Source organism: Comamonas sp. HJ-2, from assembly GCF_053615495.1.
In genome coordinates this window covers 193,983-220,974 of sequence record NZ_JBSIFD010000010.1, presented here as the reverse complement: position 1 = coordinate 220,974, position 26,992 = coordinate 193,983, and the positions used below count along the sequence as shown (strand labels likewise).

The window sequence follows — 26,992 nt, the reverse complement described above, 5'->3', positions numbered from 1 at the left end:
TTCATGCTCATCTTGACGTTGGCGATGTCCACACCCGTGCCGTCCGACTTCACGCGGACCTTGACGTTGTAGTCCACCACGCGCTTGACAGGGACCAATACCTTCATTGCTGCGGCTCCTTAATGATTACTGCATTGACGTTTACGTAAACTGGATTCATTTTATGCGGCACCGCAACACTCTCTGCACAATTTTCCGGACAATCTGCCCGGAGATCTGTGCAGCAGCCTTCGCAGGTGGAATGGCATAAAAAAGAACGACCGTTCAATTTTATGCACAAGCCTTGCGAAATCATGGGTCTCAGATGGGTCAAATCAGGGTAAAACCTAGGAATTGAGTCCATCAGTGCCATGCCTGCATCCAGATAGGCCTCACGGTAACACTGCCGAAAAGCGGCCTCGTCGTTCAAATGGACGGGCCGAAAACACAAGACTCCGCGCTGCGAACGACGCCATCCACGCAGCTCTGCCTGCCCAACAACGAAGGCCGGGGAGCGCAAATCCAGGGTTTAGCGCCAGCGAGGCCTGCGCTTTTGCGCAAAAGCCTGAGCGCCTTCCTGCGCGTCGGCATCCAGCATATTGGTAGCCATGGTCTGACCCGCCAGCTGATAAGCCGACTCCAGGCCCATTTCACGCTGGCGATAGACCAGCTCCTTGCCCATTCTGATGGCCACCCGGGGCTTGCTCACGATGGCAGACACCAGCTCTTCCACGGCAGCATCGAGTCGCTCCGGCTCGACCACGCGATTGAGCAGACCGTAGTGCAGAGCCGTCTGCGCATCGATGAACTCCCCCGTCAGCAGCATTTCCATGGACTGTTTGATCGGCATGTTGCGCACCAGGGGCACGCTGGGCGTGGAGCAGAACAAGCCGTATTGAATGCCGCTGGTGGCAAAGCGAGCCTCGCTGCTGGCCACGGCCAGATCACACTGCGCCACCAACTGGCAACCTGCCGCTGTTGCGATGCCCTGTACTCTTGCAATGACGGGAACGGGCAGCTTCTGAATCGAGAGCATCATGCGGCTGCACTGGGCAAACAGCTGCTGGTAGTAAGCCAGCTCCGTATGGGCCGCCATGTCCTTGAGGTTATGCCCGGCGCAAAAGGCCTTGCCTTGGGCGGCCAGCACCACTACCCGCGCCTGTTCGTTCTCGGCCACGGCATCCAGCGCCGACTGCAGGGCCATGAGCATTTCACTGCTCAAGGCGTTGAAACGCTGCGCGTCGCTCAACGTGATGCGTGCCACGCCGCGCTCGTCCTGACTCAGTTGCACCAAGGAATCGCTCATTGCTGTCACCCTGCTTTCGGACTAGATATCGGCCAATACGCGCAGATGTGCTTCCACGCTGCGCGCCAGCGGATCCATTACGTAACCGCCTTCGAGACAGGAAACAATGCGGCTCTTGGAAAAACGCCGTGCGATGTCCTTGATGCGAGTGGTGATCCAGGCAAAGTCGTTTTCAGTCATGCCGAGCTGGCCCATATCGTCTTCGCGATGCGCATCAAAGCCGGCGCTGATGAAGATCATCTCGGGCTTGAATGCTTCGAGGCGCGGAATCCACATCATCTCGATGATCTCTCGAATGTCCATGCCTTTTGTGTAAGCAGCCACGGGCACGTTGAGCATATTGGAGGCCGGGTCCTTGTCGCCGCTGAACGGGTAGAAGGGATGCTGAAAGATGCCGCACATCAGCACGCGCGGATCACCGGCCAGGATGTCTTCCGTGCCGTTGCCGTGATGTACATCAAAGTCGATCACGGCCACGCGCTTGAGATGGTGGCGCTCCAGCGCATACTTGACGCCCACGGCCACATTGTTGAAAAAGCAAAAACCCATGGCCTGGTTGCGCGTGGCATGGTGACCAGGCGGGCGCACGCTGCAAAAGGCATTTTCCAGTTCTCCGGCCAGCACGGCATCGGTAGCAGCCAGTGTGGCCCCTGCAGCACGCAGTGCGGCCTTGAAGGTGTGACGGTTGATGGAGGTATCGGTGTCGAGCTGCTTGTACTCGGGCCCGCCAGCTGCCAGCTCCTGCTCCAGCCGGTCGGTCAGGCCCTGCAGGGCGGCAATATGCATGGGGTCATGCGCCAGCTCAATCTCGGCCAACGATGCCAGCGGCACATTGCAGCGCTCCAGCGCATCGCCCACGCCGCTGACCAGCAGCCTGTCTTCTATCGCGTCCAGCCGCGCCGGGCATTCAGGGTGGCCCGGGCCCATCTCGTGCAACCAGCAATCCCGGTGGGTGAAATAACCTGTCTTGCCCACAGTCATGTCTCCGCTATCGCTTATTTAGGATATGTTTCTGCCATGCATGCACAGAACACAATTAATGCGCTTTTGAGTCAGCTTAACACGGTGATGGAGGGCAAGCCGGATCAGGTCAGAGACGGTGTCGCCTGTTTGCTGGCAGGCGGTCACTTGCTGATCGAAGACGTTCCCGGTGTAGGCAAGACCACCCTGGCCCATGCGTTGGCACGCAGTTTCGGCCTGCAGTTCTCACGTGTGCAGTTCACCGCCGATCTCATGCCCAGCGACCTCACGGGGGTCTCCATCTACGATCGCGGCCAAGAGGCTTTTGTGTTCCACCCCGGGCCGGTGTTTGCCCAGGTATTACTGGCCGACGAAATCAACCGTGCCAGCCCCAAGACCCAGAGTGCGCTGCTCGAAGCCATGGAGGAGCGCCAGGTCACGACCGAAGGCAAGACCCACAGCCTGCCCGCCCCCTTCTTTGTGATTGCCACCCAGAACCCTCTGGAGCAGTTGGGCACCTTCCCGTTGCCCGAAAGCCAGCTGGACCGATTTCTCATGCGCATCAGCCTGGGCTATCCCTCGCGCGATGCCGAGCGCAAGCTGCTCGCGGGCAACGGCCGCCGCGCCGCTGCCGATGCGCTGCTGCCCGTCATCTCCCAGCAGCAGCTGCAGCAACTGCAGGCTGCTGCTCTGGCCGTGCATGCCAGCGACGCCCTGCTCGACTATGTGCAGGACCTGATTGCCGCCACACGCAACGGCCAGTGGTTTGCCCAGGGCCTGTCACCACGCGCAGGCATCGCGCTGCTGCGTGCGGCCAAGACCATCGCACTGATGGAAGGCCGCGACTATGTGGCGCCCGACGATGTGCAAGCCATACTTCCTCAGGTGATTGCCCACCGTCTGGTTCCCGTGGGCCATGCAGGCCGTGGTGCCGTGGAGCAGGTGCGCGCCATGATGCAAGCCGTACCGCTATCTTGATGCTGCCGATGTATTTCGTCATGAATTTCATAGCATGAAGCGCTCGGCATCAAAGGGCGAGCAGCCAGAGACTTCCAATATCTTCCAGCGGCTCTCGCCCCGCGCCAGGGTGCGCGAGTGGATGTTTGCACGTCTGCCGCGCAGCGACCAGCTCACGCTGACCCAGGGCAATGTCTACATCCTGCCCTCGCGCGCGGGCTGGGCCATGCTGGCCACGCTGATCGTGCTGTTGATTGCTGCCATCAACTACCAACTCAACCTGGGCTACCTGCTCACGTTCCTGCTGGCAGGCAGCGCGGCCGCCAGCATGGTTGTGGGCCATGGCAATCTGCGCGGTCTGCAGTTGAGCCTCAGCGGCGCAGGTACTCAAGGCAACGCGTCGGGCGGCTGCTTTGCCCATGCGCCCTGCCCCATGCATATCAGCCTGCACAATGCCCGCCGCTCGCGTCGCTGGGGCATAGGCCTCGCATTGCACAAGACCCGGCACAACACCGATCACTCTGATGCCTGGACCTGGGTCGATATCCCCGAGCAGGGCAGCACCTCCGTGCAGCTGAGCTTCATGCCCACGCGCCGCGGCCGGCAGGAGCTGCCCGCCATCTCCATACTCACGCGCTACCCGCTGGGCGCATTTCGCGTCTGGGCTCTGTGGCGGCCCCAAACCCTGGTCTGGGTCTATCCCGCACCTGAAACCCATGCCCCGCCGCTGCCAGCCGCCAGCCCCGAAGCCGGTGGCCGCAGCAGCGCCCAGGTTCGCAACGGTGAAGAATTCGATGGCGTGCGCAGCTATCAGACTGGCGACCCGCTCAAGCTGGTGGTGTGGAAGAAAGCGGCTCAGTCCTTTGCCGCAGGCAGCCACCAACTGGTCAGCCGCGACCGGCCCGTGGCCCACCATCACCGTCTCTGGCTCGATGCGCGCCATACCGGCCTGGCCGAGCATGAGGCGCGGTTGTCGCGCCTTGCCGCCTGGGTGCTGATGGCTCAGCAGCAAGGCCGCACCTGGGGCCTGCGCCTGCCCGGAGGCCAGGAAATCGCACCGGCCAGCGGTGTACAGCACACCACGCGCTGCCTCGAAGCATTGGCCGCCTGTCCATGAAAGCAACCGCCTCTTCCCCCGGCGGCAACTGGCTGCAGCGCCTGACTGCCCTGCCGCGCGATGCACGGGACACGCTGTTTCTGCTCGCCGTCATCGCCTGGATCATGCTGCCTCAGGTTCAGCACACACCTTGGTGGACCAGCGCCTTTGCCGCAGCCCTGTTGCTGTGGCGCGCACGCCTGGCACTGACCGGCGCCCCCCTGCCCGGCCGCTGGGTGCTGGCTGGCGTACTGGCCATCGCCATTGGAGCAACCTGGGCCACGCACAAAACGATTGTGGGCCGCGATGCCGGCGTGACCCTGGTCGTCATGCTTCTGGCGCTCAAGACACTGGAGCTGCGCGCGCGGCGCGATGCCATGGTGGTGTTCTTTCTGGGTTTTTTTGTACTGCTCAGCAACTTTTTCTATTCGCAGTCCCTGCCCACAGCCATGGCCATGGTGCTCGGGCTGACGGGCCTGCTCACCGCCCTGGTCAACGCCCATATGACGGCCGGAAAGCCTCCATTGACACAGGCTCTGCGCACTGCGGGCTGGCTCGCGCTGTGGGGCGCGCCCGTGATGGTGTCGCTGTTTCTGTTCTTTCCGCGCATGGCACCGCTGTGGGGCATGCCCGCCGACGATATGGCCGGCCGCTCGGGCCTGTCCGAGAACATGCGCGTGGGCGAAGTCGCCGCACTGGCACTCGACGATAGCGTGGCCCTGCGGATCCGCTTCGATACTCCCGGGGGCCAGGAGCCGCCCGCCAACACCCTGTACTTTCGCGGCCCCGTGCTCAGCCAGTTCGATGGCCGCAACTGGCAAGCCGACCCTGTGCTTGACGCTATGGCCGTGCCTCAGCTGCGCGTGAGCGGTGAACCCATTCGCTACCAGATGCTGATCGAACCCAGCAAGCGCCGCTGGCTGACCCTGCTGGATGCCGCCAGGACCGAACCGCAGATTCCGCCGGGCGCCTCGGTAGGCAGGCTGCGCATGAGCTCCAGCCTCCAGTGGCTGAGCTGGCGCCCGATTACCGATGTGCTGCGTGTCGATGCCCAAAGCCATCTCGACTTCAGTCATGGACCGCTGCAGCTCACTCCAGAGCTCAAGCGCTATCTGCAGCTGCCGGCCGGCAGCAACCCGCGCACACGGGCTTTGGGCGAACATTTGCAGGCCGAATTGCGCGCCCAGCCGGGCGCCGGCGCGGATACGGACAGGCTGATCGCCTCCGCCCTGCAGCACCTGAAAGCCGGCGGCTACACCTACACACTGGAGCCCGGCGTGGTCGACAGCGACCATACCGCCGATGACTTCTGGTTTGACAGCAAGCAAGGCTTTTGCGAGCACATCGCCTCCGCCTTTGCCGTGCTCATGCGCAGCATGGGAGTGCCCGCGCGCATCGTGACCGGCTACCAGGGCGGCGACCGCAACAGCGTGGACAATTACTGGACCGTGCGCAACAGCGATGCTCATGCCTGGACCGAGGTCTGGATTGCCGGCCGGGGCTGGGTTCGTGTGGACCCCACGGGCGCTGTCGCACCCAGCCGGGTCGGCCAGTTCCAGCGCCTGAGTGCTCCCCCCGGTGCCTTTGCCAGCGCCGTTGGCAACTTCGTCGATACCGGCACTCTGGAGAAGCTGCGTGCTGTCTGGGAGGCCGTCAACAACCGCTGGAACCAGTGGGTGATCAACTACACGCAAAGCCGTCAGCTCAATCTGCTACAGAGCCTGGGCTTCGAATCGCCAGGCTGGACGGGTCTGCTGCGCCTGCTGGCGGGCAGCTTGAGCGCTCTGGCGCTGCTGTGGCTGATCTGGGCCCGCGCCACACGTCCGCAGCGCGACGACTGGAGCCAGCTCATGCACGCTGCCAGGCTGCGGCTGCAGCGCGCAGGCGTGGCGAGCGGTGCCAGCGACTCCACGCGCAGCCTGTCGCGCCGCGTGCAGGAGAGCTGGGCCAAGGAATCTGCATCCGCGCCCCTGGCTGCGGCCATATCCGACTGGCTGCTGGACATGGAAAGGCTACGCTATGCGCCATCCTCCAATACCGAAGCCACCGAATTGAAGTCCTTGCGCCGACGCTGGCTGTCCATCCGGAAGCAACGCTGGCCCTATCCCTCAAGAAATAAAACATGATCATCACCCTCAATAACAGCAAGCACCTCAAAGCTAAAACACTGAGTACTCTGGCCCTGTGCCTGCTGACTGCGAGCGTCATCGCCGCACCAGCCAAAAAAGCCGTCCGCAAGGCAGCACCGGCTGCCGTAGCCACGGCTGCAGCCGCCACGGCCGTGGCCTATGCCGGTCGGGGCGACGCCATGCAACTGGCCGAAGAAATCGCAGTCCGCCGCGACCTGCCTGTCGACTGGGTGCGTGCGCAGTTGAGCGAAGCGCGCAACCTGCCCGTGGTCACACGCCTGATGACGCCGGCCGGCAAGACCTTTGTGAAGAACTGGACGGTATACCGCAGCCGCTTTATCGACCCCGTGCGCATACGCGCCGGCGTGAAGTTCTGGCAGGCCAACCACCAGGCGCTCGCGCGTGCCGAGCAGCAGTTCGGCGTGCCCGCAGAGATCATCGTCGGCATCATCGGCGTGGAAACCATTTACGGCCGCAACATGGGCAACTTTCGCGTGATGGATGCTCTGGCCACCCTGGCACTGGACTTTCCGCAATCCCACCCCCGCGCCCAGGCCCGCACCGACTACTTCCGTGGCGAGCTCGAGCAGGTGCTGGTCACGGCCAGCCGCACGGGCAGCGACCCGTTTGCGCTACGCGGCAGCTATGCCGGCGCCATGGGCCTGGGTCAGTTCATGCCCACCAGCTGGGGCAAGTACGCTGTCGACTTTGACGATGACGGTCGCATAGACCTGTTCAACAGCGCTACCGACGCCATCGGCTCGGTCGCCAACTACTTCGTCGGCCATGGCTGGAAGCCGGGCCTGCCCACGGCCTTTGCCGTGGACATGCGCGCCCAGGGTGAGAATCTGGCAACCCTGCTCGCACCCGATATCAACCCCACATTCACTGCCGCGCAGATGGCAGAACGTGAAGTGCGGGTGCTGGGCGCCGACAACTATGAGCGTCCGCTGGCACTGATCGAGCTGAAAAACGGCAGCTCCGGCCCCACGGAGTACATCGCGGGTACCGAGAACTTCTACGCCATCACGCGCTACAACTGGTCGGCGTTCTATGCGCTGTCGGTGATCGAGCTGGGGCGCGAGGTGCATGAAGCCTACCTGGCCAGCCAGACCGTCTCTGCCACACGCAACTAGATTCATTCGAGCTGCAGCGCTTTTTCCAACAAGCGCTGGCAGCTATTGATTCGATAGTTCTCCAGCCACTCAAAAGCGCTTCATCTGGCACTGACCAGGCATCTCTGCCCTGGCCGCAGCAATCTCGCGCACTACCTTGAAGCCGTAGCCCGAGCCTTCCACATCGAAGTCCACGCCTGCGCTGCCTCTTTTTTCCATCATGCCGACCACCAGCGATTGCTGAAACTGGTGGTCTGCCGCCCGCATGCTGCCCGAGCGGCCCGCCATCTGGACCCTGGCATGCTCCATGGCGTGGGCCACGGCGACGGTGTCCGTGCTGCCGGCTTTTTCGAGGCTCTGCGCGAGAGCCTCGATCATGAGCTGCATGCGCATATGCACATAGTCGTCCTGCGGCCTGGGAAAGCGCTGACGGAAGGACTGGTAGAAGGCGCGGCTCTCGGCCGTGGGCACATTGGGCAGCCAGTCGGCCACTGCCAGCACCTTGCCCATGCCTGCATCGCCCAAGGCCGCCGGGGCGCCCAGTGCATTGCCGTAGAAGGTGTAGAAACGCCCTTCATAGCCTGCCTCGCGCGCAGCCTTGACGAGCAGCATCAGATCATTGCCCCAGTTGCCGGTGATCACGGCCTGGGCACCGCTTTGCTTGATCTTGACCGCATAGGGCGCAAAGTCCTTGACGCGGCCCACGGGGTGCAACTCGTCGCCCACGATGCGCACATCGGGCCGTTGCACGCCAAGCTGGCGCCTTGCTTCGCGCAGCACGGCCTGGCCAAAGCTGTAGTCCTGCCCGATCAGATAAGCGCTATGCACAGCCCGGTCGTCCTTGATGACCTCCATCAGCGCAGCCATGCGCATATCGGCATGGGCATCGAAGCGGAAATGCCAGAAGCTGCAGCGCTCGTTGGTCAGCGCCGGGTCCACGGCCGAATAGTTCAGATACAGCACACGGCGCGAAGGGTCCCGGCTGTTGTGCTTGTCGATGGCGTCGAGAAGCGCCGCCGCTGTGGCCGACGAGTTGCCCTGCATGATGATGCGCGCACCGCTGTCTATGGCCTCGCGCAGCGCCGACAGCGCCTCTTCGTTCTGCCCCTTGCTGTCATAGCGCTCTATCACCAGTTCATGCGGACCGTCGGCCAGGCACACGCCGCCGCGCGCGTTCACCCGCTCGGTCGCCCACAGCAGATTGCGGAACACGGCCTCGCCCGTGTTTGCAAACGGGCCCGAAAGACTCTCCACCAGTGCCAGCTTGATGGGTTGCGCAAGCTTGGCCTTGGCTGCAGCCACAGCAGCGCCAGCAATGCCGAACGGCGCACATAGTAGTGGCAACTGCAGGTATTTCAAGACATCGCGGCGCAATTTATTCATCAAAAAAACCTCTTGAAATGCGCTTGCCACCACCTACCTATGAATCAAGCGGCAACAACGCAAGCCGCGCAGTTTAAAGGAGTTAAACACCATGTTCTTCGCCCCTGTGATGAGCCGTAATACCTTTGTATCCCCTCGCGCCGCCGACCTGGCCCTGCAACGCTTTCTGCAGGAAACCCTGGGCGCTGCAAGCCCCGTACAACGCCAGGTTCAAGTCAGCCGCGACGACCAATTCACGACCCTGACCCTGGATGTGCCAGGCTTGGCACGCGAGCAGCTCAAACTCTCGCTGGAAGGCTCTGTCGCCAAGCTCGAAAGCGTGGAAGGCGCAGCCCGCCAAGTCAGATACACCTGGGATCTCGGCCATGAAATCGATGCTGCCAACAGCAAGGCCAAACTCGAGCATGGCGTGCTGACGCTGACCCTGGCCAAGCTCGAGCCCCAGAGCAAAGCCGTGACGCTGAGCATCGAATAAGCGCTGTTTACGCCGACCGGCCAGCCTCATCCTTTCTTCCATCTCCTCTTAGCAAGAGGTCGGCCGGAAAGCACAAAGCCCGCAATGCCTATGCACTGCGGGCTTTCTTATTGAGGCAATCTCAACGCCTATCTATAGGCCAGTGGCTCGCTTATGAAGCGCCTGGGATAGCCATCGGCTCCCGCAGTAAGAAGTTCGCCTATAAACAACTGGTTGTTGGCAATGCCCAGAATTGTTTTGCCGTTATCTTCATATTCATCCGTCGCTTCGGCCTCATCCACCGCAATATTGCCCGTCGCTTTCGAGCCGCTGTAAGTCAGCTCGGCACGCACGGCCAACTTCCAGCCATCCACCGTCACCGCCGCCCAGCTGATCTTCCCAGTCAGCGTCACCGAGCCCTCCAGCTGCTTGCACTGCAAATCGGAGTAGATATTGTGCGTGTATGACATGGTGGACTCCGTGAACTCGAAGCTCACAGGCATCACACCTTTCTGATCTTTCTGATAGCGCCCCGATGCAGGAACCACTCCCCAGTCAGCGGTGCAATAGTTGTCCGGATAGCTCTTCCAGACACCGAGAAACGGACTGACAACACCAGGAGCTGCGACCTCGGGGACGGGATTCGGCGCCTGAGGCTGGCCGTCATTGCTGCTCCCCCCTTCGGTACCTTCATCGCTGCCCCCACCGCCACAACCAGCCAATGCAGCGGCCAACAGGCCCGCAACCATCCACCCAGTTCTTGGGTACTTCATATCTCACTCCCTCCTCTAACTAGTCAACTCCATCCTGGACTGTAGGCCTGACTTCCGTACTTAGACCAGCAGCAATGACTCAGATCGCAGCAGTGTCGGCTTTCGCAAACAATGAAAGCGATTTTTAAGTCGGCATGTTTCCTTACCCAAGAGCAATCCAGGAATAGTTTTACAGCTCCTTAAAACGTAGCAGAACTCCCTCAATCATCAGCACTGTTGACGAAAGGCTCTTGTTTGATGCACCGTTTTGGTGCATTCAGATCTACGGGTTTGATTGGCTTGCTGACCTACAACCATGCGCTCCAAACTTGTGGGCGCAGACGCTGTGCTCTGCCCAACAATGCTCCGCATGCCGCTAGACGGCATTCCTCCCTGGTTCCATTTTTCAAGGCTGCTCAAAATGGCAAAAGTTCTGGTTCTCTACTACTCCATGTACGGTCATATCGAAACCATGGCGCAGGCCGTGGCCGAAGGCGCCCGCAGCGTCAGCGGTGCCGAGGTCACCGTCAAGCGCGTGCCCGAAACCATGCCCGAGGATGTCTTCAAGAACGCAGGCGGCAAGGCCAATCAGAGCGCAGAGGTCGCCAGCCCAGCCGAACTGGCCGGCTACGATGCCATCCTGTTTGGCGTGCCCACGCGCTTTGGCAATATGCCGGGCCAGATGCGCAGCTTTCTCGACCAGACCGGCGGTCTCTGGGTCAAAGGGGCCTTGATCAACAAGATCGGCAGTGTCTTCACCTCGACCGGCACTGGCGGCGGCCAGGAAATGACGGCCACTACCACCTGGGCGACGCTGGCCCATCACGGCATGATCATCGTGCCGCTGGGCTATCCGTTGCCCGAACAGACCAATCTGAGCGCGGTCAAGGGCGGCAATTCGCCCTATGGGGCCTCGACGATTGCGGGCGCCGACGGTTCGCGCCAGCCTAATCCCGACGAGCTGAGCATTGCCCGCTACCAGGGCCAGAACGTAGCGAAACTGGCCGTAAAGCTTGCCGGATAAGCGCAGGCAGCCATGAAAAAAGCAGCCACCTGGGCTGCTTTTTTGCTGCACAAACTCACCTGAGCGAATCCAGCGGCCAGCGCGGCTTCACATCGAACGCGTATTCATGCAGGGCCTGCTCGCGTCCCGCCTGTATCCGCATGGCGGCAGCCATGGCAATCATGGCGCCGTTGTCGGTGCACAGATGCAGCTCGGGGTAATGCACGCGAATCTTGTGCTTGGCGCAGGCTTCATTGAGCTGCTCGCGCAGCTGCTTGTTGGCCCCCACACCTCCCGCCACCACCACGCGCTTCATGCCGGTCTGCTTGAGTGCGGCCATGGTTTTCTTGACCAGCACGTCCACAATCGCGGCCTGGGTGCTGGCGGCCAGATCGGCCTTGCGCGCTTCCAGCTCTTCACCCAGCTTCTTGGCCTGGGTCAGCACAGCCGTCTTGAGGCCGGCAAACGAAAAGTCCAGGTCACCAGAATGCAGCAAGGGGCGAGGCAGCTTGAAGGCCTGAGGATCGCCACCCTCCGCCAGCCTCGAGAGCACGGGGCCGCCCGGATAGGGCAAGCCCATTAGCTTGGCCGATTTGTCGAAAGCCTCGCCCGCCGCGTCGTCGATGGTTTCACCGAGGATTTCGTATTCGCCCACGCCGTCCACACGCATGAGCTGGGTATGCCCCCCCGAGACCAGCAGGGCCACAAACGGGAACTCCGGCGGGTCGGCACTCAGGAAAGGCGAGAGCAGATGGCCTTCGAGGTGGTGCACGCCCAGCACAGGCTTGTCCAGCGCGGCTGCCATGGCGCAGGCTGCACCGGAGCCGACCAGCAAAGCCCCGGCAAGACCGGGTCCGCGCGTAAAGGCAATCACATCGACGTTTTCGAGCTGCTCCCCGGATTCGGCCAACACCTTCTCGGTCAGCGGCAGCACACGGCGAATATGGTCACGGCTGGCAAGCTCGGGCACCACGCCGCCATAGGCGCGGTGCATTTCAATCTGGCTGTGCAGCGCATGACTCAGCAAGGTGGGCACACCTTGGCCGTCCGGCGTGCGCACCAAGGCCACACCGGTTTCATCACAAGAGGATTCGATTCCCAGGATCAGCAAACTCATGGCCGCAAGTGTAGGACTTGCGCCTTCCAGATGCAGAAAAGGCGGACATTAGCCCTGCCCGCCTTTGCTATTCAATTCATAGCATCCTACGGTTGATTCACATTGGGGGTCCCGGAAATATAGTGTTCCAGCTGATGAATCGTGAACTGCTGGGCCGAGATGATTTCCTTGACGATGTCGCCAATCGAAATCAGCCCCTGCAGCTCGCGGGTCTCGTTGATCACGGGCAGATGGCGCATGCGATTGCTGGTCATCAGCGACATGCACTCCTCGCTGGTCTGGCGCGGCAGCACGCAATGCACCTTGCGCGTCATGACCTCGTCCACGCGCGTGCTGGCCGAGCTTCGCCCTTGCAAAGCGATCTTGCGCGCGTAGTCGCGCTCGGTCACGATGCCCGCGATATCGCCACCTTCGAGCACCAGCAGTGCGCCAATGCTTTTTTCCGCCATGAGCTGCAGTGCAGCCAGCATGGTGTCGGAGGGAGAAACGCTGTAGATAGTGCTGTTGCCCTTGGCGCGCAGAATTTCGGCGACGGTCGTCATCTGGTTCTCCTTTCTGGATCGGCCTGTCATGCAAAACGCATGACGACATGACCAGTGTGAGAATCCTGCTGCATTGCGGCAATCAGGCTATGCCCGTATACAAAAACAAAAAAGGCAGCCAAAGCTGCCTTGATACTGTCACTCAATCCGGGCTCAGCGCCGACCGCCCAGCAGTCCCGCGCCCAGCTTGAACAGATCTCCGGCATCAAGCTTGCCGTCGCCATTCTGATCGAGCAGGCTGCCGAGGATGCCTCCTGCCGCACCGCCTTGCGACTGAATCTGGCCGCGCTCCTGATCCAGGGCATTGCCCAGGTCGCCGGCCCCCATGCCCTGCGACTGGACTCGGTTGGCCAGGAAGGACATCACCAGCGGAGCCAGCAGGGCCAGCAACTGACCTGCATTGCCACCCAGGCCCGTGGCCTGACCCAGCCGGGACTCGGCCTGCTGCTGCTGACCGCCAAAGATATTTCCCAGGATGGCACCTGCATCCAGCTGCGAGTTTCCGGCACCGGAGCCGCCTCCCAGCACCGAGCCCAGAATGCTGCCCAGCCCACCCAGGCCGCCAGCCGCACCGGCGCCACCGCCCGCTGCGCCCAGCAGGCCGCCGAGCCCGCCCAGCAGACCGCCCATATCCACCGCGCCATTGGCACTGCTGTGATCGCGCTGCAGCGCACCGAACAGATCGGCAGCTCCCTGAGGCTGGGCCGTGTTCTGGCCCAGCGCACCAAACAGCATGGGCAGCGCCACACCCACGGCCTGCTCGGCCTGCACGGAGTCGATGCCCAGCTGCTGGGCCAGGCCCTGCATGGGAGCGCCCTGCAGCTGGCCCATGAGTTCGTCGGTCAAAGATGCATTCGCGGTCATTTCAACACTCCTCAAAAACAGCGCACATGTTACGCGCGCCCTGTGTCCCGAAATGTGATCAATGTTCATTCACTACGCAAGCCCCTCCCGGGCTATAGACCATTGAGGCGGCCTGCGCCCTGGACAGGGCTTCCTGCAGGCCGCAGCGTCCTGTGACGGCTTGACTCAGAAGGAGTGCGAGATACCGACCAGCAGCGAGCGCGGCTTGCTGCCCTTGGGAACCGAAGGCCCGGCATTGCTGGCGCTGTTGATGGTGAATGCAGCGTCGGCCTCGTTGCGGATTGCGGAGACACCCGCATACAGCTTGGTGCGCTTGGACAGCGCATGGTCGTAGCGCACGCTCAGGGCACGGGCATCGCTGTTCGCACGCGCACGCCCCTGGAACTGTCCATAGGACAGCAGCACCTGCCCCGCAGTGCTGACCGGTATGGTCATGCTGGCTTCAAAGAAGCGTCCGCGCTTGCTGGCTGCATCCGGCAGATCATCCTCCCGGGTGGACAGCAGCAAGGCCGCCCGGGCCACCTTGAAGTCATAGGAGCCGCCCAGCAAGCGATAGCGGTCGGTGTTCTGGGCCGTGGTGCGACGCTCCCACAGCGAAGCACCCAGGCTCCAGGGGCCGCGCGTGTAGTCCAGCGAGCCGCCGAACTGGCGCCCCACATTGGTGCCGGCGTTCTCCCCGAACGAGTACATGCCCCGCATCACCAGTCCCGCCATGGAAGCCGACTGAAAGCGCAGCGAGTTGTCAGCGCGCAGCACTGTGCCGTCACGGAAATAGTTGGCGGCATTGCCCCAGATCAGGCCCGTCAGGGCATAGGAAGCCAGCGAGGTATGAAACGTGGTGTAGTGGCGGCCCACCGTCAGCTGACCCCAATCGCCGCCCATGCCGACAAAGATCTGTCGACCAAAGGCGAGCCCGCCCTGACCGCGCTCGCCAGTATCGGCATTCAGTCCGGCCTCCATCACGTACAGCGCACGCAGGCCGCCGCCCAGATCCTCGGTCCCGCGCACGCCCCAGCGCGAGCCCGCCAGGACACCGCTCTCCGCACGCAGGGTGCGGCCCGCGCCGGTGGACACCGACTCGGCGCCCATGTCCACCACGCCGTACAGCGTGACCTGGGATGTGGCGGGCGCAGCGGTCTGAGCCTGGGCCAGCGAGCAGGTGGAGATGAAGGCGGCGGCCACGGCCAAGCCTCCTGATTGCAAGGATGTCATGAAGTCTCTCTTTTTAATAATGGATGGGGCTCGCGGCAGAGTCCTGCCGCTGTCGAGCCGCTGACAGCGGCATCCGCCGCAGTTGCGGGGATGCCGTGTAGAAGTCCGGCGCCTCAGATGGCGCCGGCCGCGCTCATTCGAGGCGGATGTTCTTTTGCGTGATCAGGCTGCCGTAGATGCGTGCATCGTTTTCGATGCGCCTGGCCAACGAGGCGGCGCTGGTGTCGTCGATGCGCCAGCCCTGGGCCAGCAGCTTGCTGCGGATATCGGGAGCATGAAGAATCTTTTCCAGGGCCGCAGCCAGCTTGGCGCGATGCTCGGCGGGCATGGAGGCCGGTGCCATGACCGCATTCCAGACTTCAATGTCCACATTGCCGGCACCGATCTCGGGCATGGCCGGGACGCCGGGCGCCAGCGGGCTGCGCTTGCTGGAACTCACGGCCAGGGCGGCCAGCTTGCCGGACTGGACCAGAGGCATGACGGTGGAGGCCGGCAGCAAGGCCATCTGCACCTGATCGCCCATCAAGGCGTTGACCACAGCCGGGCCGCCGTTATAGGGCACATGCTGCAGATTCAGGCCCATGGCTTCCTTGATCAGCTCCACGCCCAGATGGCCGCCGGACCCCGTGCCCACCGAGCCGTAGTTGCCCTGGGTCCCGGTCTTGAGCGCCTTGAAATAGGCGCCCGCATTCGCGGCCATGGACTTGGGAGCCACCAGCACCAGAGGGGCCGAGCCGATCATGGCCAGCGGTGCGAGATCCTTGATCGGATCGTAGGGCAGCTTGCTGTAGAGAAACTTGGAGCTGGTCAGCGGGCCGTTGCCGATCACGCCTATGGTGTGGCCGTCGCCGGCCTTGGCCACGGCGTCGGCGCCGATATTGCCGCTGGCCCCACCCTTGTTCTCAACCACCACAGGCTGCCCCAGGGCCTTGGTCAGGGGCTCGGCCAGCAGGCGGGCCTGCACATCGGGCGAAGAGCCGCTGGCATAGCCGACGATCAGACGTATGGGGCGGGTGGGCCAGTCAGCCTTGCCCTGGGCCTGAGCCACCAAAGGCAGGCAGGCAGCGGCGCACAGCAGCAGGGCAGCCCGGCGCACGGGCATCGATTTTCTTGTCATCTTTATGTCTCCAGAATCTCGGTCTCAGTCTCGGATCAACAATCGGCGTATCCAGCCATCAGTTCCATCATCGGTGGCAGGCGTCCGCTGGTGGGCAGGGCCAGCTGCGAACGGTACACCCGGGTTTGCAGGCCAAAAGCCTGCTGTGCAGGCGTTTCGAGGTGATGTGCCTGCATTCGGTCGGCCCACCATTGGGCACCTTGGGTGCATGACGGTCCGTCGAGATGCTCGGCCAGCATGACCACCGTGACTTCCCCCTGGGCCTGCTCGACAATGCGCTCGCCGCCAACGGGGTAGTGCAAGGAACGCTCCACAGGCACCACACCCGCCATGACCCGCAGCAGACGCCCTTGCTGCACCGCCTGCTCCGCCCAGCGGGCTGCGTGCGCGGCCCAGGTATGTACATCGGTGGTGACGGCCTTGAGCGTCGTCAACGCCGCACCGCTGGATGCTCCAGCCTGGACTTGCAATAGGCAGGGCCTGCGCATGAAAGCACTCAGACGCGGCCTCATGCGTGCCGACCAGGGCGTGGGGTTAGCGATCACATCCGCATACTCGGCCGAGTCCAGGGCCGCCAGAGACTCCAGACCGTAGAGCGTGAAGTATCCGCAGGCGCCAACATAGCGATGGCCATAGACAAAGCCTGGCAAACCCACGCGCTCGGGAACATGCTCGAGGGCATGCCAAGCCTCGTATTCTGCGCGAGCCTCGGGCCGGTCGATGTCGTTCCACAAGGCCAGGAAGGCGCTGCTCATGATGCACAACCCGCGCCGGGCTGAATCAGCACCTTGCTCGCCAGCCGCGCGCGCGCCAGCTCAAAACCCTGCCCGGCCTGCGCAAGCGGCACGCGATGGGTGATCATGAGGCGCAGCTGATCCTGATGGGTCTGCATGAATTCGACGACTTCCAGCCAGCAGCGCTCGGGCGCCCGATAGGAGCCGCGCAGCTGCTGGTGACGTCGCACCAAGGCCGTCAGATCCAGCGGCACGGGAGCGGAATGAATGCCGGCAATCACCAGCACGCCATGGGTCTTGAGCGCACGCAGGGCCGGCGCCAGCACGGCAGCTGCCCCGGTGGCTTCGATCACCACATCAAAGTGAGCTTGCTGCGTATACACGGCAAGGGCTTCGTCGATGTCCTGCCCCTCGAAGTCCAGCAAATCCTCAAACCCCATGGAGCGTAGGACCTCCAGCCGCGCGGCATCGCCATGGCCGGCCACCACCACCTGGGCCGCCCCCGCGGCACGCGCAAACAGCGCAATGCCCTGGCCGATATTGCCGGGCCCCAGGATCAGCACGCGATCGCCGGGCTGGACATTGCCCGTGCGCACGGCTTCGAAGCTCACCGACAGCGGCTCGGCCAATGCGGCAACCTCGGGGTCCACGCCGTGTGGAATCGGCACGCAATTGCGCAGGGGCACGGCCACATACTCGGCAAAGCCGCCATGGCGCATGACACCGATGCCGCGACGCGTGGTGCAGGCATCGAAGTCGCCGGCACTGCAACTGGGGCATCTGCCGCAGGTGACCGAAGGCCGCACGGCCACCAACTGGCCCAGGGGCAGATGCTCGGCCCCCTCGCCTCTGGCCACGATCTCGCCGCTGAACTCGTGACCCACGGTCACCGGCAGCGCGGCCTGCAAAAAGTGGTAGCTCGCCGTCCAGGCATCGATATGCAGATCCGTGCCACAGACACCGGTGGAATGAACCCGCAGCAGCACTTCACCTGCGGCAGGCGACGGCATGTCGACCTCGTTGAGCTTCAGTCCCTTGGCGGACTCGGTTTTTTGCAAGGCTTGCATGAGACAGGCAATGCATGCGTGGACATGCATCTCAGAACGAACAGGATCGGCAGTGTTGCCGCCCTTCATTCATATGTCCAACACTGATTTAATATAAAAACCATACTTTTGAAATATGGATTCATTCAGGCATGGAACTGAGACATCTGCGCTACTTCGTGGCGGTTGCCGAGCAGGGCAACGTCAGCAGGGCGGCCCGCAAGCTATTCATCGCCCAGCCGCCGCTGTCACAGCAGCTCAAGCAACTCGAGGATGAGGTCGGCACGCAGCTCTTCACCCGCCTGCCGCGCGGCATGCAGCTCACCGCTGCAGGCGAGTCGCTGCTGGAAGATGCGCGCGTCATATTGGCGCGTGCCGAGCAAGCCCCCTTGCGAGCGCGCGAACGAGAGCGCAGCAGCCAGACCGTGCTGCGCCTGGGGCTGGTTCCCTCGGCCATGCAGTCACTGCTGCCCGGCTTGCTGCGAGCTGTGGCAAAGGCCAGCTGTGAGGTGCAGATCGAAGCCCGCGAAATGATCTCCTCTCAGCAACAGCGGGCCTTGCGCCAGGGCGAGCTGGAACTCGGCTTTGCCCGCCCCGGGCACAGGGAGGCCGACGAGCTTGAGCTGGCCAGCATTGACGACCCCTATTGCCTGGCTGTTCCGTCCTCCCACCCTCTGGCCGGAGGCAGTGGAATGCTGGATCTTCAAGCAGCCGTGCATCAGCCCTTTGTGGGCTTCACCCGCTATCAGGACACCGACTACTTCGACCGCACGGTCGCGCTGTGCGCCGAGGCCGGCTTCACTCCGCTGATACGCCACGAAGCCGGTCAGCTGGTGAATGTGCTGGCGCTCGTGGCCTGCGGTCTGGGCGTGGCCATCGTGCCGGCATCCTTCGCCATGTTCCACCGCGAGCAGATCGTGTTCAGGCCGCTTCGGGCTTCGCGCCAGGTCAGCCGGCTCGCCGTCCTGGCGTCTGCCGATGCGCTCAAGAGCAACCCCATGCTGGACCTTGTCGCCCAGCTCGCGCAATCGCAGCTGCAGGCCCTGGCTGCACAGCTGGCGCAACAGGGAGCGACGGAGTCTCGAGCACAGCCGGTTTGATTTATATAACCAAATCGTCTGACAACTCATGGTTTTTATAGCGACAATTACGTTAATCATGAGCATCAGCCACTACATCAAGGAAATCGGTCGCGGCACCAAGGGCGCGCGCTCTCTTTCGCGGGTCCAAGCCTGCGATCTGATGGGGCAGGTGCTGGACGGCAAGGTCAGCGATCTGGAGCTCGGCGGCTTTTGCATTGCCATGCGCTTCAAGGGCGAAAGCGCCGAAGAGCTGGCAGGCTTTCTCGACGCGACCCAGCAACGTCTGCCCGTGTGGCCGCAGGCCCATAAGGCCCAGCCCGTGGTAGTCATCCCCAGCTACAACGGCTCGCGCAAGCTGGCCAACCTCACACCGCTGCTGGCGGGTCTGCTGGCGCAGAAAGGACTGCCGGTGCTGGTACACGGCAGCCATACCGAGGACAAGCGCCTGGGCACGGCCGAGGTATGGCGGCAACTGGGCTGGACGGCCATCGAGCGTCCCATCGCTCTGGAGCCTGGCGACAAGGTCTGGATGCAGACCCGTCACCTGCTGGCGCCGCTGGATCGGCTGCTGCAGATTCGCCGCCAGATGGGCCTGCGCAACCCCTCGCACAGCATCGTCAAACTGCTGGACCCTATCCATGGCAGCAGCACCGCGCAGTCCGGGCTGGTGCTGGCCAGCTATACCCACCCGGCCTATGCCCAGCCCATGCTCCAGACCCTGGCCCTGCGTGCGACCAGTGCGTTGCTGGTGCGCGGCACGGAAGGCGAGGCCGTGGCCGCCCCTCACCGCGAACCCGTGAGCACGGGTGTGATTGCCGGAGAAATCTGCTTTGAGCGCTCTTCCCTGCACAGCAGCCAGCTCGCATCCGGCACCGAGAGCAGTGCCCCGGAACAAGATCTGAATGCCGAGCAGACAGCCCGGCTGACGCTGGACATTCTGAACGGCCAGTTGCCTGTGCCGGCGCCGATCGCGCAACAATTGGAACAAATACAAGCCCTGCACCAGGCCATGCAGGTCACCGATGCCGACGCTGCCGCCAGCCGCGCCGCACTGCAAGCCTATAACCGCAGCCCCGACTGAGACCCCACAATGACTGCCATCTCCCACAACCCCGATCAGCGCGGCTCGTGCACCCTGGTGGGTGCCGGCCCCGGCGACCCCGAGCTGCTGACCATCAAGGCCGCCAAGGCCATTGCCGCAGCCAGCGTGCTGTTTGTCGACGATCTGGTCAGCGATGGTGTGATGAGCCACGCCTCGCCCTCGGCCCGCGTGGTCTATGTGGGCAAACGCGGCGGCTGCAAGAGCACCCCCCAGGCCTTTATCGAAAAGCTCATGATTGCGGCCGTGCAGGACGGCGAACGCGTGGTGCGCCTCAAGGGCGGCGACCCCTTCATCTTTGGCCGTGGCGGCGAAGAGGTCGAACATCTGCGTCAGGCCGGTATCGAGGTGGATGTCATCAACGGCATCACCTCCGGTCTCGCGGGCCTGACCAACCTGGGCGCCCCGCTGACCCACCGCGACCGCGCGCACGGCGTGCTTTTCATGACCGGCCATGCCAAGCCCGGCGACAGCGGCCCCGACTGGCGCCAGATCGCCGCCACGGCCCATGCGGCCAAGCTGACGCTGGTGATCTATATGGGAGTGAGCAGCGTCGAGCGCATCAGCAACGAGCTGCTCAGCGGCCTGCCCGGCAGCACGCCAGTGGCCGTGATCCAGCATGCCAGCCTGCCGCAGCAGCGCCATGCGCTGACCTTTCTGAAGGATTTGCCGCAAAGCATTGCCGACCACCAGCTGGGCAGCCCCAGCATCATCGTCGTCGGCGATGTGGTCCAGGGCATTGCCGCCTGGCAGAACCAGCCCCAGGCCTTGCCGCAATCAGCGGCAGCCTGATCCAGGGCCGTCCCCGGGCTGTCCTGCAAGCCGGGCGAACGGCAAGCGCCGCCTCGCTGCGAGACTACGTTCACGCAGAAGCGGCGATGCGACTCAGGGAGTACGAGTCTCGGCAAAGCGCTCGGCGAGCTCCTTGCGCAGTTCCTTGCGGATGATGGCGGCGTCCCAGCGGCGCTTTTCCTCGTCGGTTTCGAGCTGCAGCGGGGGCACGGGGGCAGGCTTTTTGTCATCGTCCACGGCCACCATGGTGAAGAAGCAGCTGTTCACGTGGCGCACCACCTGGCTGCGAATCTCCTCGGCAATCACCTTGATGCCGATTTCCATGGAGGACTTGCCGGTGTGGTTCACGCTGGCCAGAAAAGTCACCAGCTCACCTACGTGGATAGGCTGCAGAAACATCACCTGATCCACGCTCAGCGTAACGACATAGCGGCCCGCATAGCGGCTGGCGCAGGCATAGGCAACCTGGTCCAGCAATTTCAAGATGGCGCCCCCGTGCACATTGCCGGAGAAGTTAGCCATGTCAGGCGACATGAGCACGGTCATGCTCAGCTGGTGGGATGGTGTATTCATGGGGCGCGATTCTAGAAGTGATCCGGGACGCACGCTGAACCCTTGCGCATACCCCAATGGGACAATGGGCTGCAGATATAAACAAGTACCGACTTACACCGTGCTGTAAGTCTCAGGAGTGCGTCTTGCAAGTTCTGTTTCCCAACCCCTTCGGCCAGCCTGCCGCCAGCGCACAGGAAGTTGCAGCGCTGCAGGCGCACATTGGCTTCTCAGATGCTTATGCGCAGTTTCTGATCACACAGAACGGCTTTTCCATGTATGCGCTGGAACAGGCCTCAGACCACGCCAGCTATCTTCATGACAGCACCGAGATTGCCAGCGAAAGCCACGCCAACTTTGCCGACCTCTTCAGCTTTGGCGCGCAACTGCATCAGGAAGACCTGAAAACCGTGCAGTCCGAATTTCTGCTGGCCCGCTGGTTCGTAGCCATTGGCCACGACCAGGGCGGCAACCCATTTGTGGAAGTTCTGCACGGTCGGCACAAAGGAAAGATCGGCAGTCTGGACCACGACCTTTTTCTGGGCGCCAGCGATCTGCAGGAATTCTTCGGCGATATGGAGCTGGAGCATATTGCGGCACTCAGCCTCGCCGATCAGGCCGATGCACTGTGCGACTCCAAGCTGGGCCTAATCTGGTTTCACGCCAGTGACCTGAATCACTTTACGACCTGCTGCATTCACTGCGACGACGGTTTCTGGGGCTTTGTAGTGGACGAGCCCAAAATCTGAGGCATCTGGGACAATCGCGGCCTTGTTCTTGCTCCATCGCCCTGCCCGCCGTGTCCTCCTCTTCACAGGTCCCCTTCCAGATTTTTGACGCCATCATCATCGGCGCCGGTGCCGCCGGCCTGTTCTGCGCGGCCCAGGCCGGCCAGCAGGGCCTGAAGGTACTGCTGATCGATCATGCGCCCAAGGTGGCCGAGAAGATCCGCATCTCGGGCGGCGGGCGCTGCAACTTCACCAACCGAGATCTGGACGTGCGTGCGCCGCACAAGCATTTTGTGGGGCAGAACCCTCAGTTCTGCCGCTCGGCCCTCTCGCGCTTCACGCCCGCCGACTTCATCACGCTGATGGACAGACACGGCATTGCCCACCACGAAAAGCACAAGGGCCAGTTGTTTGCCGACCATTCGGCCGAGGACATCATCGCGATGCTGCTGGCCGAGTGCAGCGCGGGCGGCGTGCAGCGCTGGCAGCCTTGCCAGGTCAAGAAAGTAGTGCTTTCGCCGTCAAACCAAGACACAGAAAGCGATTTCAGCTATCAGATTGAAACCGATCGTGGCCTGGCACAGGCCGCCAACCTGGTCATTGCCACCGGCGGCCTGAGCATTCCCAAGATAGGCGCCACCGACTTCGGCTACCGTCTGGCCCAGCAGTTCGATCTGCCGCTGATCGAGCGCACGCCCGGCCTGGTGCCCATGACCTTCGACGGCGAAGGCTGGCAACCCTACGCGGGCCTGGCCGGTCTGGCCCTGCCCGTGGAAATCAGCACCGGCAGCAAAAAGGAGCGCATGAGCTTCCACGAGGATTTGCTGTTCACCCACCGCGGCCTCTCGGGTCCCGCCGTGTTGCAGATCTCCAGCTACTGGAAGCCCGGCACCCCGCTGCAGATCAATCTGCTGCCTGGTGTGAATCTGGCCGAGGTGCTGGCCCAGGCCAAGCTCCACTCGCGCAAGCTGGTGGCCAACGAGCTGGCCGCCCACCTGCCCGCGCGCCTGGCCGATGCCTGGGTCGGCCGCATGCCCGAGCTGCAGCGCCCCATCAACGAGGCCGGCGACAAAGCCCTGACCAGACTGGCCGAACAGCTGTCGCGCTGGGAGATCACCCCCACGGGCACCGAGGGCTATAAAAAAGCCGAGGTCACGCTGGGCGGCGTGGACACCAGGGTGCTGTCCCAGCAAACCATGGAATGCAAGACCCGGCCGGGCCTGTACTTTATCGGCGAGGTGGTGGACATCACCGGCTGGCTGGGCGGCTACAACTTCCAGTGGGCCTGGGCCAGTGCCGCCGCCTGCGCCCAGGCCATGGCGGAAAAGCAGTCAGTCATGGCTTGAGCGACTGGAACCGAAGCGCCTGCCGCCATGAAAAAAGGATGGTTGAGCCATCCTTTTTTGCTGCCTGCGCCTCCGGCGCACCATCCGATCAGGCAGAAAACTCCTTGCCTTCATAGTGTTCGGGAACCTTGAGCTGCCCCGAGGCGATGGCAGCCGACGCCCTGGCCACGCGCTCGCGCACAGCGGCGGCCACGCTCTGGCCCATGGTCAGGCGTACGGCGGCCGGGTCGCTCAAACCGATCTTGCGAATGCCCGGGCCGGGCGCACCGCGCTCCTGCATATCCTTGACGGCCAAAAACGCGCCAATGCCCACATCGGCCCAGGCGGAAGCGACAAACACCTGCGGGTCCACCCTGGTCCAGTCGATCACATTGCCGATCTGGCGCGTGCCCGCCTCACGGCAGGCCTGGGTCACGCCATCGCGGCCGGAGTTGAGCATGGTGAAGATCACATCGGCACCGGCAGCCATCTGGGCCCTGGCAATGCGGTGCGACAAAGCGTTGTCGTCCTGATCGCCAGAGAAGTTCGTCAGCAGCTTGACCCTGGGGTCGGTATCGCGCACGCCGGCCGCATAGGCAGCACGCCCCTTGAGTCCCGGGGGCACGCGAATGCCCGACATATGGCCGACCACCCCGGTTTTGGTGGTCAGCGCCGCCAGCACGCCGGCCAGATAGGCCGACTCCTCCTGCAGCACGTCATAGCTGCAGAGATTGCTTCCCTGTACCGCGCCCTGGGTCACGACGAACTGGGTCCTGGGAAAGCGCGCCGCAACTTCGGCTGCGGCCTGATTGTTCTGCCCGCCATGGGCAATCACCAGTTGCGCCCCCTGCTCCGCGAGCTGTGCAAGAGCCGGCACCAGCAACTCCTTCCTAGGCGCCATGCCGTCGAGAAAGCGGGTCTGCACGCCCAGCTCCTGGCGTGCTTTTTCCAGGCCGCGCCAGCCGGCCTCCATAAAGCCCTTGTCGCTGCGCGAGCCCGCAAACAGACCACCCACCACCAGGGAACCGCCGGATGCGGCAGGCCCGGCAACTCCGGCCCTGCCGGCACAGGCCGTCAATGCCAGCAAGCCCGGCACGGCTACGGCCGAAGCCATCCATTGGCGACGCGAAATAAATGAGGAATGAGAAGCGCTGGACAAGATGGAAGCTCCTTGAACACAGAAAAACAGCGACGCGCACAGGCACGAAACCCACCTATTCCTTGACCTTGGTCACGAAATAAAGCCTCTAAACCGTATGCAATTTCCGTGCACACGATACTCCCAAGAAACCCCAGCGCCGGGCTCGGCTGTCCTGGCGCCTGGGCAGCACCGTGCTCTTGCATTGCGCATCCGGCTTCGCTCCGCAATACACGCGACTTGAACGCGCCGATAGTCCAAAAGGCACAATGGCGGTGCCTGAATCTGGTCTGCGACAACGCCCTGCCTGCCGCCGCAAAACCATGCGCGCGCGACCGACGCCGGATTGCTTCACGCCCCATTGAAGACGCAGCCCAAGTCTTGGTCTATAATGCTCGACTTTGCTGGCATTACCCCGTCGGCCATACTAGTTAAAAAGTGGCGGGGAAACCGCTGTTCACGGCTCTCAGGCCCGATCTTCCCGAGAACCCTCTGTCAGCACAGATATATCTGGAAATTAAATGACTACCATCCGCGTCAAAGAAAACGAGCCCTATGAAGTTGCCCTGCGCCGCTTCAAGCGCACCATCGAAAAGCTGGGTCTGCTGACCGATCTGCGTGCTCGCGAGTTCTACGAAAAGCCCACAGCCGAGCGCAAGCGCAAGAAGGCTGCTGCCGTGAAGCGTCACTACAAGCGCGTTCGCAGCATGCAACTGCCTAAGAAGCTGTACTAATCGTTGATTAGGACCAGTCGGCCTTAAAACAGCCGCAAACCCGCGCTCGGGACGCCAGGCGCGGGTTTTTTGTTTTCTGGCCACTGCCAAGCCTGCCCGGCTGCGCAGTGACCTCCCAGCGCATGGACAGTCAGCGTCCGTTCGCCCACCCCAAGGAGAAAGCCATGAGCCTGAAAGCCCAGATTACCGAAGACATGAAGACCGCCATGCGTGCCAAGGACAGCGCGCGCCTGGGCACCATCCGCCTGCTGCAGGCCGCGATGAAGCAAAAGGAAGTGGACGAGCGCATCGAGCTCGACGACGCCGCCGTCATCGCCATCGTCGACAAGCTGATCAAGCAGCGCAAGGACTCCATCGCCGCCTTCGAAGCCGCCAACCGCGCCGATCTGGCCGATGTGGAAAAGGCCGAAATGGAAGTGCTCAAGGTCTATCTGCCCGAACGCATGGGAGAAGCCGAGATCACCGCAGCCGTGCAGGCCATCGTGGCCGAACTGGGTGCCTCCGGCCCTGGCGACATGGGCAAGGTGATGGGCGCCGTCAAGGCCCAGCTGGCCGGCAAGGCCGATATGGGCCTGGTGTCCGCTGCCGTGAAGGCCGCACTGACCCGATAATTGGCAAATAGCCTGGGCCGCCACGCGGCATCAGGCTCAAAAACAGAAGCTGCTTGCGCTGGTTGTGTATGACTTTCAGTCTAAAAAGACTTTAAAAGACATGCATATTAGGCGCCAGCAGCTTCTTTTTTCATAGCATTCTTGAATCCTGCGGGCGCCTCGCGGCTGAAGAACTCCTGCAGGAACTCGACGCAGACCCGCACCTTGGCCGAGCGCTCCAGCCGCGTCGGATAGACGGCCCAGATATTCGCCTGCTGCTGCCACTCGGGCAGCAGCTGCAGCAATCGTCCGGCCTGCAGATCGGCCGCCACATCCCAGAGCGAGCGCAGCACGATGCCATGACCGTCGCGCGCCCATTGCACGGCCATCTCGCCATGATTGGTGGACAGCGGCCCGGTCACTTTCACACTGCGCTCCTGACTGCCCGAGCGCAGTTTCCAGACACCGAAGGGATGATCGCGCTCCTTGATGACCAGACAGTCATGTGCTGCCAGTTCATCAAGCGTGCGCGGGCTGCCACGCCGCTGCACATAGGCCGGGGCCGCGCACAGCACGCGGTGGTTGTCGGCCAGGTGCCGGGCAATCAGGTGCGGCGCGATCTCGTCGCCCACGCGTACGTCTAGATCGAAGCCCTCGGCCGCGACATCGACGATGCGGTCAAACACTTCCAGGCGCAGCTGCAGCGCCGGATATTGCGCAATCAGCTGCGACAGCGCGGGCGCCACCACATTGCGGCCAAAGCCGAAGCTGGTGGACACCCGCAGCAGGCCGCGCGGCTGGCGCCGCGTCACGTCCACCTCCTGCAGCAGATGCTCGACCTCGTCCAGAATGCGCTGCGCCCAGTGGTAGACGCGCTCGCCCTGCTCCGTGACAGCGACCCGCCGTGTGGTTCGATGCAGCAGCTTCACGCCCAACTCCTGCTCCAGCAGGCGGATGCGCTTGCTGACAAAGGCCGGCGAAGCATTGTGCGCGGTCGCAGCCTCGGCAAAGCTGGCTTTGCGCACCACAGTGGTGAAGACGCGCAGGTCTTCGGGCGAGGGCATTTTCTGCACGATCTGTAAACAATCAGGCCACGATCAGTCAATTGTATTCAGTTATGCAAGGTGCAAAAATACCGCCAGGCACAGGCTGAGCCGCTGCCTCGCCACCCAACACATTCACGAGA

Annotated in this window: 27 protein-coding genes and 1 pseudogene; 13 read left to right on the top strand and 15 right to left on the bottom strand. The window is 62.9% G+C overall.

Annotated features, from left to right (window positions below; genetic code table 11):
• The 3 genes and pseudogenes from ACWGXF_RS10135 to ACWGXF_RS10125 all read right to left on the bottom strand — a co-directional run.
• Window positions 1-107 (bottom strand): annotated as a pseudogene (locus ACWGXF_RS10135) (electron transfer flavoprotein subunit beta/FixA family protein); the annotation flags it as partial.
• Window positions 108-508: 401 nt separating this feature from the next.
• Window positions 509-1,285 (bottom strand): enoyl-CoA hydratase, encoded by a 777-nt coding sequence (locus ACWGXF_RS10130; protein WP_039049184.1) that lies wholly within the window; start codon window positions 1,283-1,285, stop codon window positions 509-511.
• A gap of 21 nt (window positions 1,286-1,306) precedes the next feature.
• A complete protein-coding gene (locus ACWGXF_RS10125) occupies window positions 1,307-2,266 on the bottom strand; it encodes a histone deacetylase family protein (protein WP_034363027.1) in 960 nt (319 codons plus the stop codon).
• 36 nt (window positions 2,267-2,302) lie between these two features.
• On the opposite strand from ACWGXF_RS10125, the gene ACWGXF_RS10120 reads away from it, so the two are divergent.
• Genes ACWGXF_RS10120 through mltB form a run of 4 tightly spaced genes read left to right on the top strand, consistent with a single transcriptional unit; the run spans window position 2,303 to window position 7,563 of the window.
• A complete protein-coding gene (locus ACWGXF_RS10120) occupies window positions 2,303-3,223 on the top strand; it encodes an AAA family ATPase (RefSeq protein WP_012839290.1) in 921 nt (306 codons plus the stop codon).
• A gap of 34 nt (window positions 3,224-3,257) precedes the next feature.
• Window positions 3,258-4,319: a DUF58 domain-containing protein gene (locus ACWGXF_RS10115; RefSeq protein ID WP_256631012.1), complete on the top strand. Its 1,062-nt coding sequence runs from the start codon at window positions 3,258-3,260 to the stop codon at window positions 4,317-4,319.
• Window positions 4,316-6,424: a transglutaminase family protein gene (locus tag ACWGXF_RS10110; RefSeq protein WP_256631013.1), complete on the top strand. Its 2,109-nt coding sequence runs from the start codon at window positions 4,316-4,318 to the stop codon at window positions 6,422-6,424. The genes ACWGXF_RS10115 and ACWGXF_RS10110 overlap by 4 nt, the downstream gene beginning before the upstream one ends.
• Entirely contained in the window at window positions 6,421-7,563 is a 1,143-nt protein-coding gene (gene mltB / locus ACWGXF_RS10105; RefSeq protein WP_256631014.1) for a lytic murein transglycosylase B, read from the top strand. Before ACWGXF_RS10110 ends, mltB begins: the two co-directional genes overlap by 4 nt.
• A 69-nt stretch (window positions 7,564-7,632) precedes the next feature.
• On the opposite strand, the gene ACWGXF_RS10100 is transcribed toward mltB, so the two are convergent.
• Window positions 7,633-8,925 carry a branched-chain amino acid ABC transporter substrate-binding protein gene (locus tag ACWGXF_RS10100; RefSeq protein WP_256631015.1) on the bottom strand — a complete coding sequence of 431 codons (1,293 nt, stop codon included), beginning with the start codon at window positions 8,923-8,925 and terminating at the stop codon, window positions 7,633-7,635.
• 91 nt (window positions 8,926-9,016) lie between these two features.
• Between ACWGXF_RS10100 and ACWGXF_RS10095 the strand changes: the two genes are divergently transcribed.
• The gene (locus ACWGXF_RS10095) at window positions 9,017-9,400 is read left to right on the top strand and encodes an Hsp20/alpha crystallin family protein (RefSeq protein WP_039049179.1); all 384 of its coding nucleotides are present in this window, start codon (window positions 9,017-9,019) and stop codon (window positions 9,398-9,400) included.
• Between the two features lie 128 nt (window positions 9,401-9,528).
• On the opposite strand, the gene ACWGXF_RS10090 is transcribed toward ACWGXF_RS10095, so the two are convergent.
• A complete protein-coding gene (locus ACWGXF_RS10090; RefSeq protein WP_256631016.1) occupies window positions 9,529-10,152 on the bottom strand; it encodes a hypothetical protein in 624 nt (207 codons plus the stop codon).
• Window positions 10,153-10,552: 400 nt separating this feature from the next.
• On the opposite strand from ACWGXF_RS10090, the gene wrbA reads away from it, so the two are divergent.
• Window positions 10,553-11,155 carry an NAD(P)H:quinone oxidoreductase gene (wrbA, locus tag ACWGXF_RS10085; protein WP_452101877.1) on the top strand — a complete coding sequence of 201 codons (603 nt, stop codon included), beginning with the start codon at window positions 10,553-10,555 and terminating at the stop codon, window positions 11,153-11,155.
• A gap of 55 nt (window positions 11,156-11,210) precedes the next feature.
• On the opposite strand, the gene tsaD is transcribed toward wrbA, so the two are convergent.
• The 7 genes from tsaD to ACWGXF_RS10050 form a co-directional block, all read right to left on the bottom strand.
• Complete coding sequence (gene tsaD / locus ACWGXF_RS10080; RefSeq protein ID WP_256631017.1) at window positions 11,211-12,251, bottom strand: tRNA (adenosine(37)-N6)-threonylcarbamoyltransferase complex transferase subunit TsaD; 1,041 nt, start codon at window positions 12,249-12,251, stop codon at window positions 11,211-11,213.
• An 86-nt stretch (window positions 12,252-12,337) separates the two neighbouring features.
• The gene (locus tag ACWGXF_RS10075; RefSeq protein ID WP_043004812.1) at window positions 12,338-12,793 is read right to left on the bottom strand and encodes a CBS domain-containing protein; all 456 of its coding nucleotides are present in this window, start codon (window positions 12,791-12,793) and stop codon (window positions 12,338-12,340) included.
• Window positions 12,794-12,946: 153 nt separating this feature from the next.
• Window positions 12,947-13,657, bottom strand: coding sequence for a DUF937 domain-containing protein (locus ACWGXF_RS10070; protein WP_256631018.1), 711 nt, complete (start codon window positions 13,655-13,657; stop codon window positions 12,947-12,949).
• A 165-nt stretch (window positions 13,658-13,822) separates the two neighbouring features.
• Window positions 13,823-14,869: a porin gene (locus ACWGXF_RS10065; protein ID WP_256631019.1), complete on the bottom strand. Its 1,047-nt coding sequence runs from the start codon at window positions 14,867-14,869 to the stop codon at window positions 13,823-13,825.
• A gap of 133 nt (window positions 14,870-15,002) precedes the next feature.
• The gene (locus tag ACWGXF_RS10060) at window positions 15,003-15,971 is read right to left on the bottom strand and encodes a Bug family tripartite tricarboxylate transporter substrate binding protein (protein ID WP_043004809.1); all 969 of its coding nucleotides are present in this window, start codon (window positions 15,969-15,971) and stop codon (window positions 15,003-15,005) included.
• Window positions 15,972-16,021: 50 nt separating this feature from the next.
• Window positions 16,022-16,741: a hypothetical protein gene (locus tag ACWGXF_RS10055; protein WP_256631020.1), complete on the bottom strand. Its 720-nt coding sequence runs from the start codon at window positions 16,739-16,741 to the stop codon at window positions 16,022-16,024.
• Window positions 16,738-17,787, bottom strand: a complete 1,050-nt coding sequence (locus ACWGXF_RS10050) for a zinc-dependent alcohol dehydrogenase (RefSeq protein ID WP_256631021.1) — start codon at window positions 17,785-17,787, stop codon at window positions 16,738-16,740. Before ACWGXF_RS10050 ends, ACWGXF_RS10055 begins: the two co-directional genes overlap by 4 nt.
• A gap of 131 nt (window positions 17,788-17,918) precedes the next feature.
• On the opposite strand from ACWGXF_RS10050, the gene ACWGXF_RS10045 reads away from it, so the two are divergent.
• The 3 genes from ACWGXF_RS10045 to cobA are packed head-to-tail and all read left to right on the top strand — an operon-like array spanning window position 17,919 to window position 20,739.
• Window positions 17,919-18,866 (top strand): LysR substrate-binding domain-containing protein, encoded by a 948-nt coding sequence (locus ACWGXF_RS10045; protein ID WP_256631022.1) that lies wholly within the window; start codon window positions 17,919-17,921, stop codon window positions 18,864-18,866.
• A gap of 58 nt (window positions 18,867-18,924) precedes the next feature.
• Window positions 18,925-19,929: a DNA-binding protein YbiB gene (ybiB, locus tag ACWGXF_RS10040; RefSeq protein WP_054075159.1), complete on the top strand. Its 1,005-nt coding sequence runs from the start codon at window positions 18,925-18,927 to the stop codon at window positions 19,927-19,929.
• Between the two features lie 9 nt (window positions 19,930-19,938).
• Window positions 19,939-20,739 (top strand): uroporphyrinogen-III C-methyltransferase, encoded by an 801-nt coding sequence (gene cobA / locus ACWGXF_RS10035; protein ID WP_012839304.1) that lies wholly within the window; start codon window positions 19,939-19,941, stop codon window positions 20,737-20,739.
• 93 nt (window positions 20,740-20,832) lie between these two features.
• Here cobA and ACWGXF_RS10030 read toward each other — a convergent pair whose 3' ends face one another.
• Window positions 20,833-21,312, bottom strand: a complete 480-nt coding sequence (locus ACWGXF_RS10030) for an acyl-CoA thioesterase (RefSeq protein ID WP_003069412.1) — start codon at window positions 21,310-21,312, stop codon at window positions 20,833-20,835.
• Between the two features lie 125 nt (window positions 21,313-21,437).
• On the opposite strand from ACWGXF_RS10030, the gene ACWGXF_RS10025 reads away from it, so the two are divergent.
• Entirely contained in the window at window positions 21,438-22,040 is a 603-nt protein-coding gene (locus ACWGXF_RS10025) for an SMI1/KNR4 family protein (RefSeq protein WP_256631023.1), read from the top strand.
• 50 nt (window positions 22,041-22,090) lie between these two features.
• A complete protein-coding gene (locus ACWGXF_RS10020) occupies window positions 22,091-23,365 on the top strand; it encodes a BaiN/RdsA family NAD(P)/FAD-dependent oxidoreductase (RefSeq protein ID WP_039049171.1) in 1,275 nt (424 codons plus the stop codon).
• Between the two features lie 88 nt (window positions 23,366-23,453).
• Here ACWGXF_RS10020 and ACWGXF_RS10015 read toward each other — a convergent pair whose 3' ends face one another.
• On the bottom strand, window positions 23,454-24,503 hold the full coding sequence (locus tag ACWGXF_RS10015; protein ID WP_452101876.1) for a BMP family protein: 1,050 nt from the start codon (window positions 24,501-24,503) through the stop codon (window positions 23,454-23,456).
• Between the two features lie 500 nt (window positions 24,504-25,003).
• Between ACWGXF_RS10015 and rpsU the strand changes: the two genes are divergently transcribed.
• The gene (rpsU, locus tag ACWGXF_RS10010) at window positions 25,004-25,216 is read left to right on the top strand and encodes a 30S ribosomal protein S21 (protein ID WP_003052999.1); all 213 of its coding nucleotides are present in this window, start codon (window positions 25,004-25,006) and stop codon (window positions 25,214-25,216) included.
• Between the two features lie 164 nt (window positions 25,217-25,380).
• Window positions 25,381-25,827 carry a GatB/YqeY domain-containing protein gene (locus ACWGXF_RS10005; RefSeq protein ID WP_039049219.1) on the top strand — a complete coding sequence of 149 codons (447 nt, stop codon included), beginning with the start codon at window positions 25,381-25,383 and terminating at the stop codon, window positions 25,825-25,827.
• A gap of 107 nt (window positions 25,828-25,934) precedes the next feature.
• On the opposite strand, the gene ACWGXF_RS10000 is transcribed toward ACWGXF_RS10005, so the two are convergent.
• The gene (locus ACWGXF_RS10000; RefSeq protein WP_039049169.1) at window positions 25,935-26,870 is read right to left on the bottom strand and encodes a LysR substrate-binding domain-containing protein; all 936 of its coding nucleotides are present in this window, start codon (window positions 26,868-26,870) and stop codon (window positions 25,935-25,937) included.
• Window positions 26,871-26,992 lie beyond the last annotated feature (122 nt).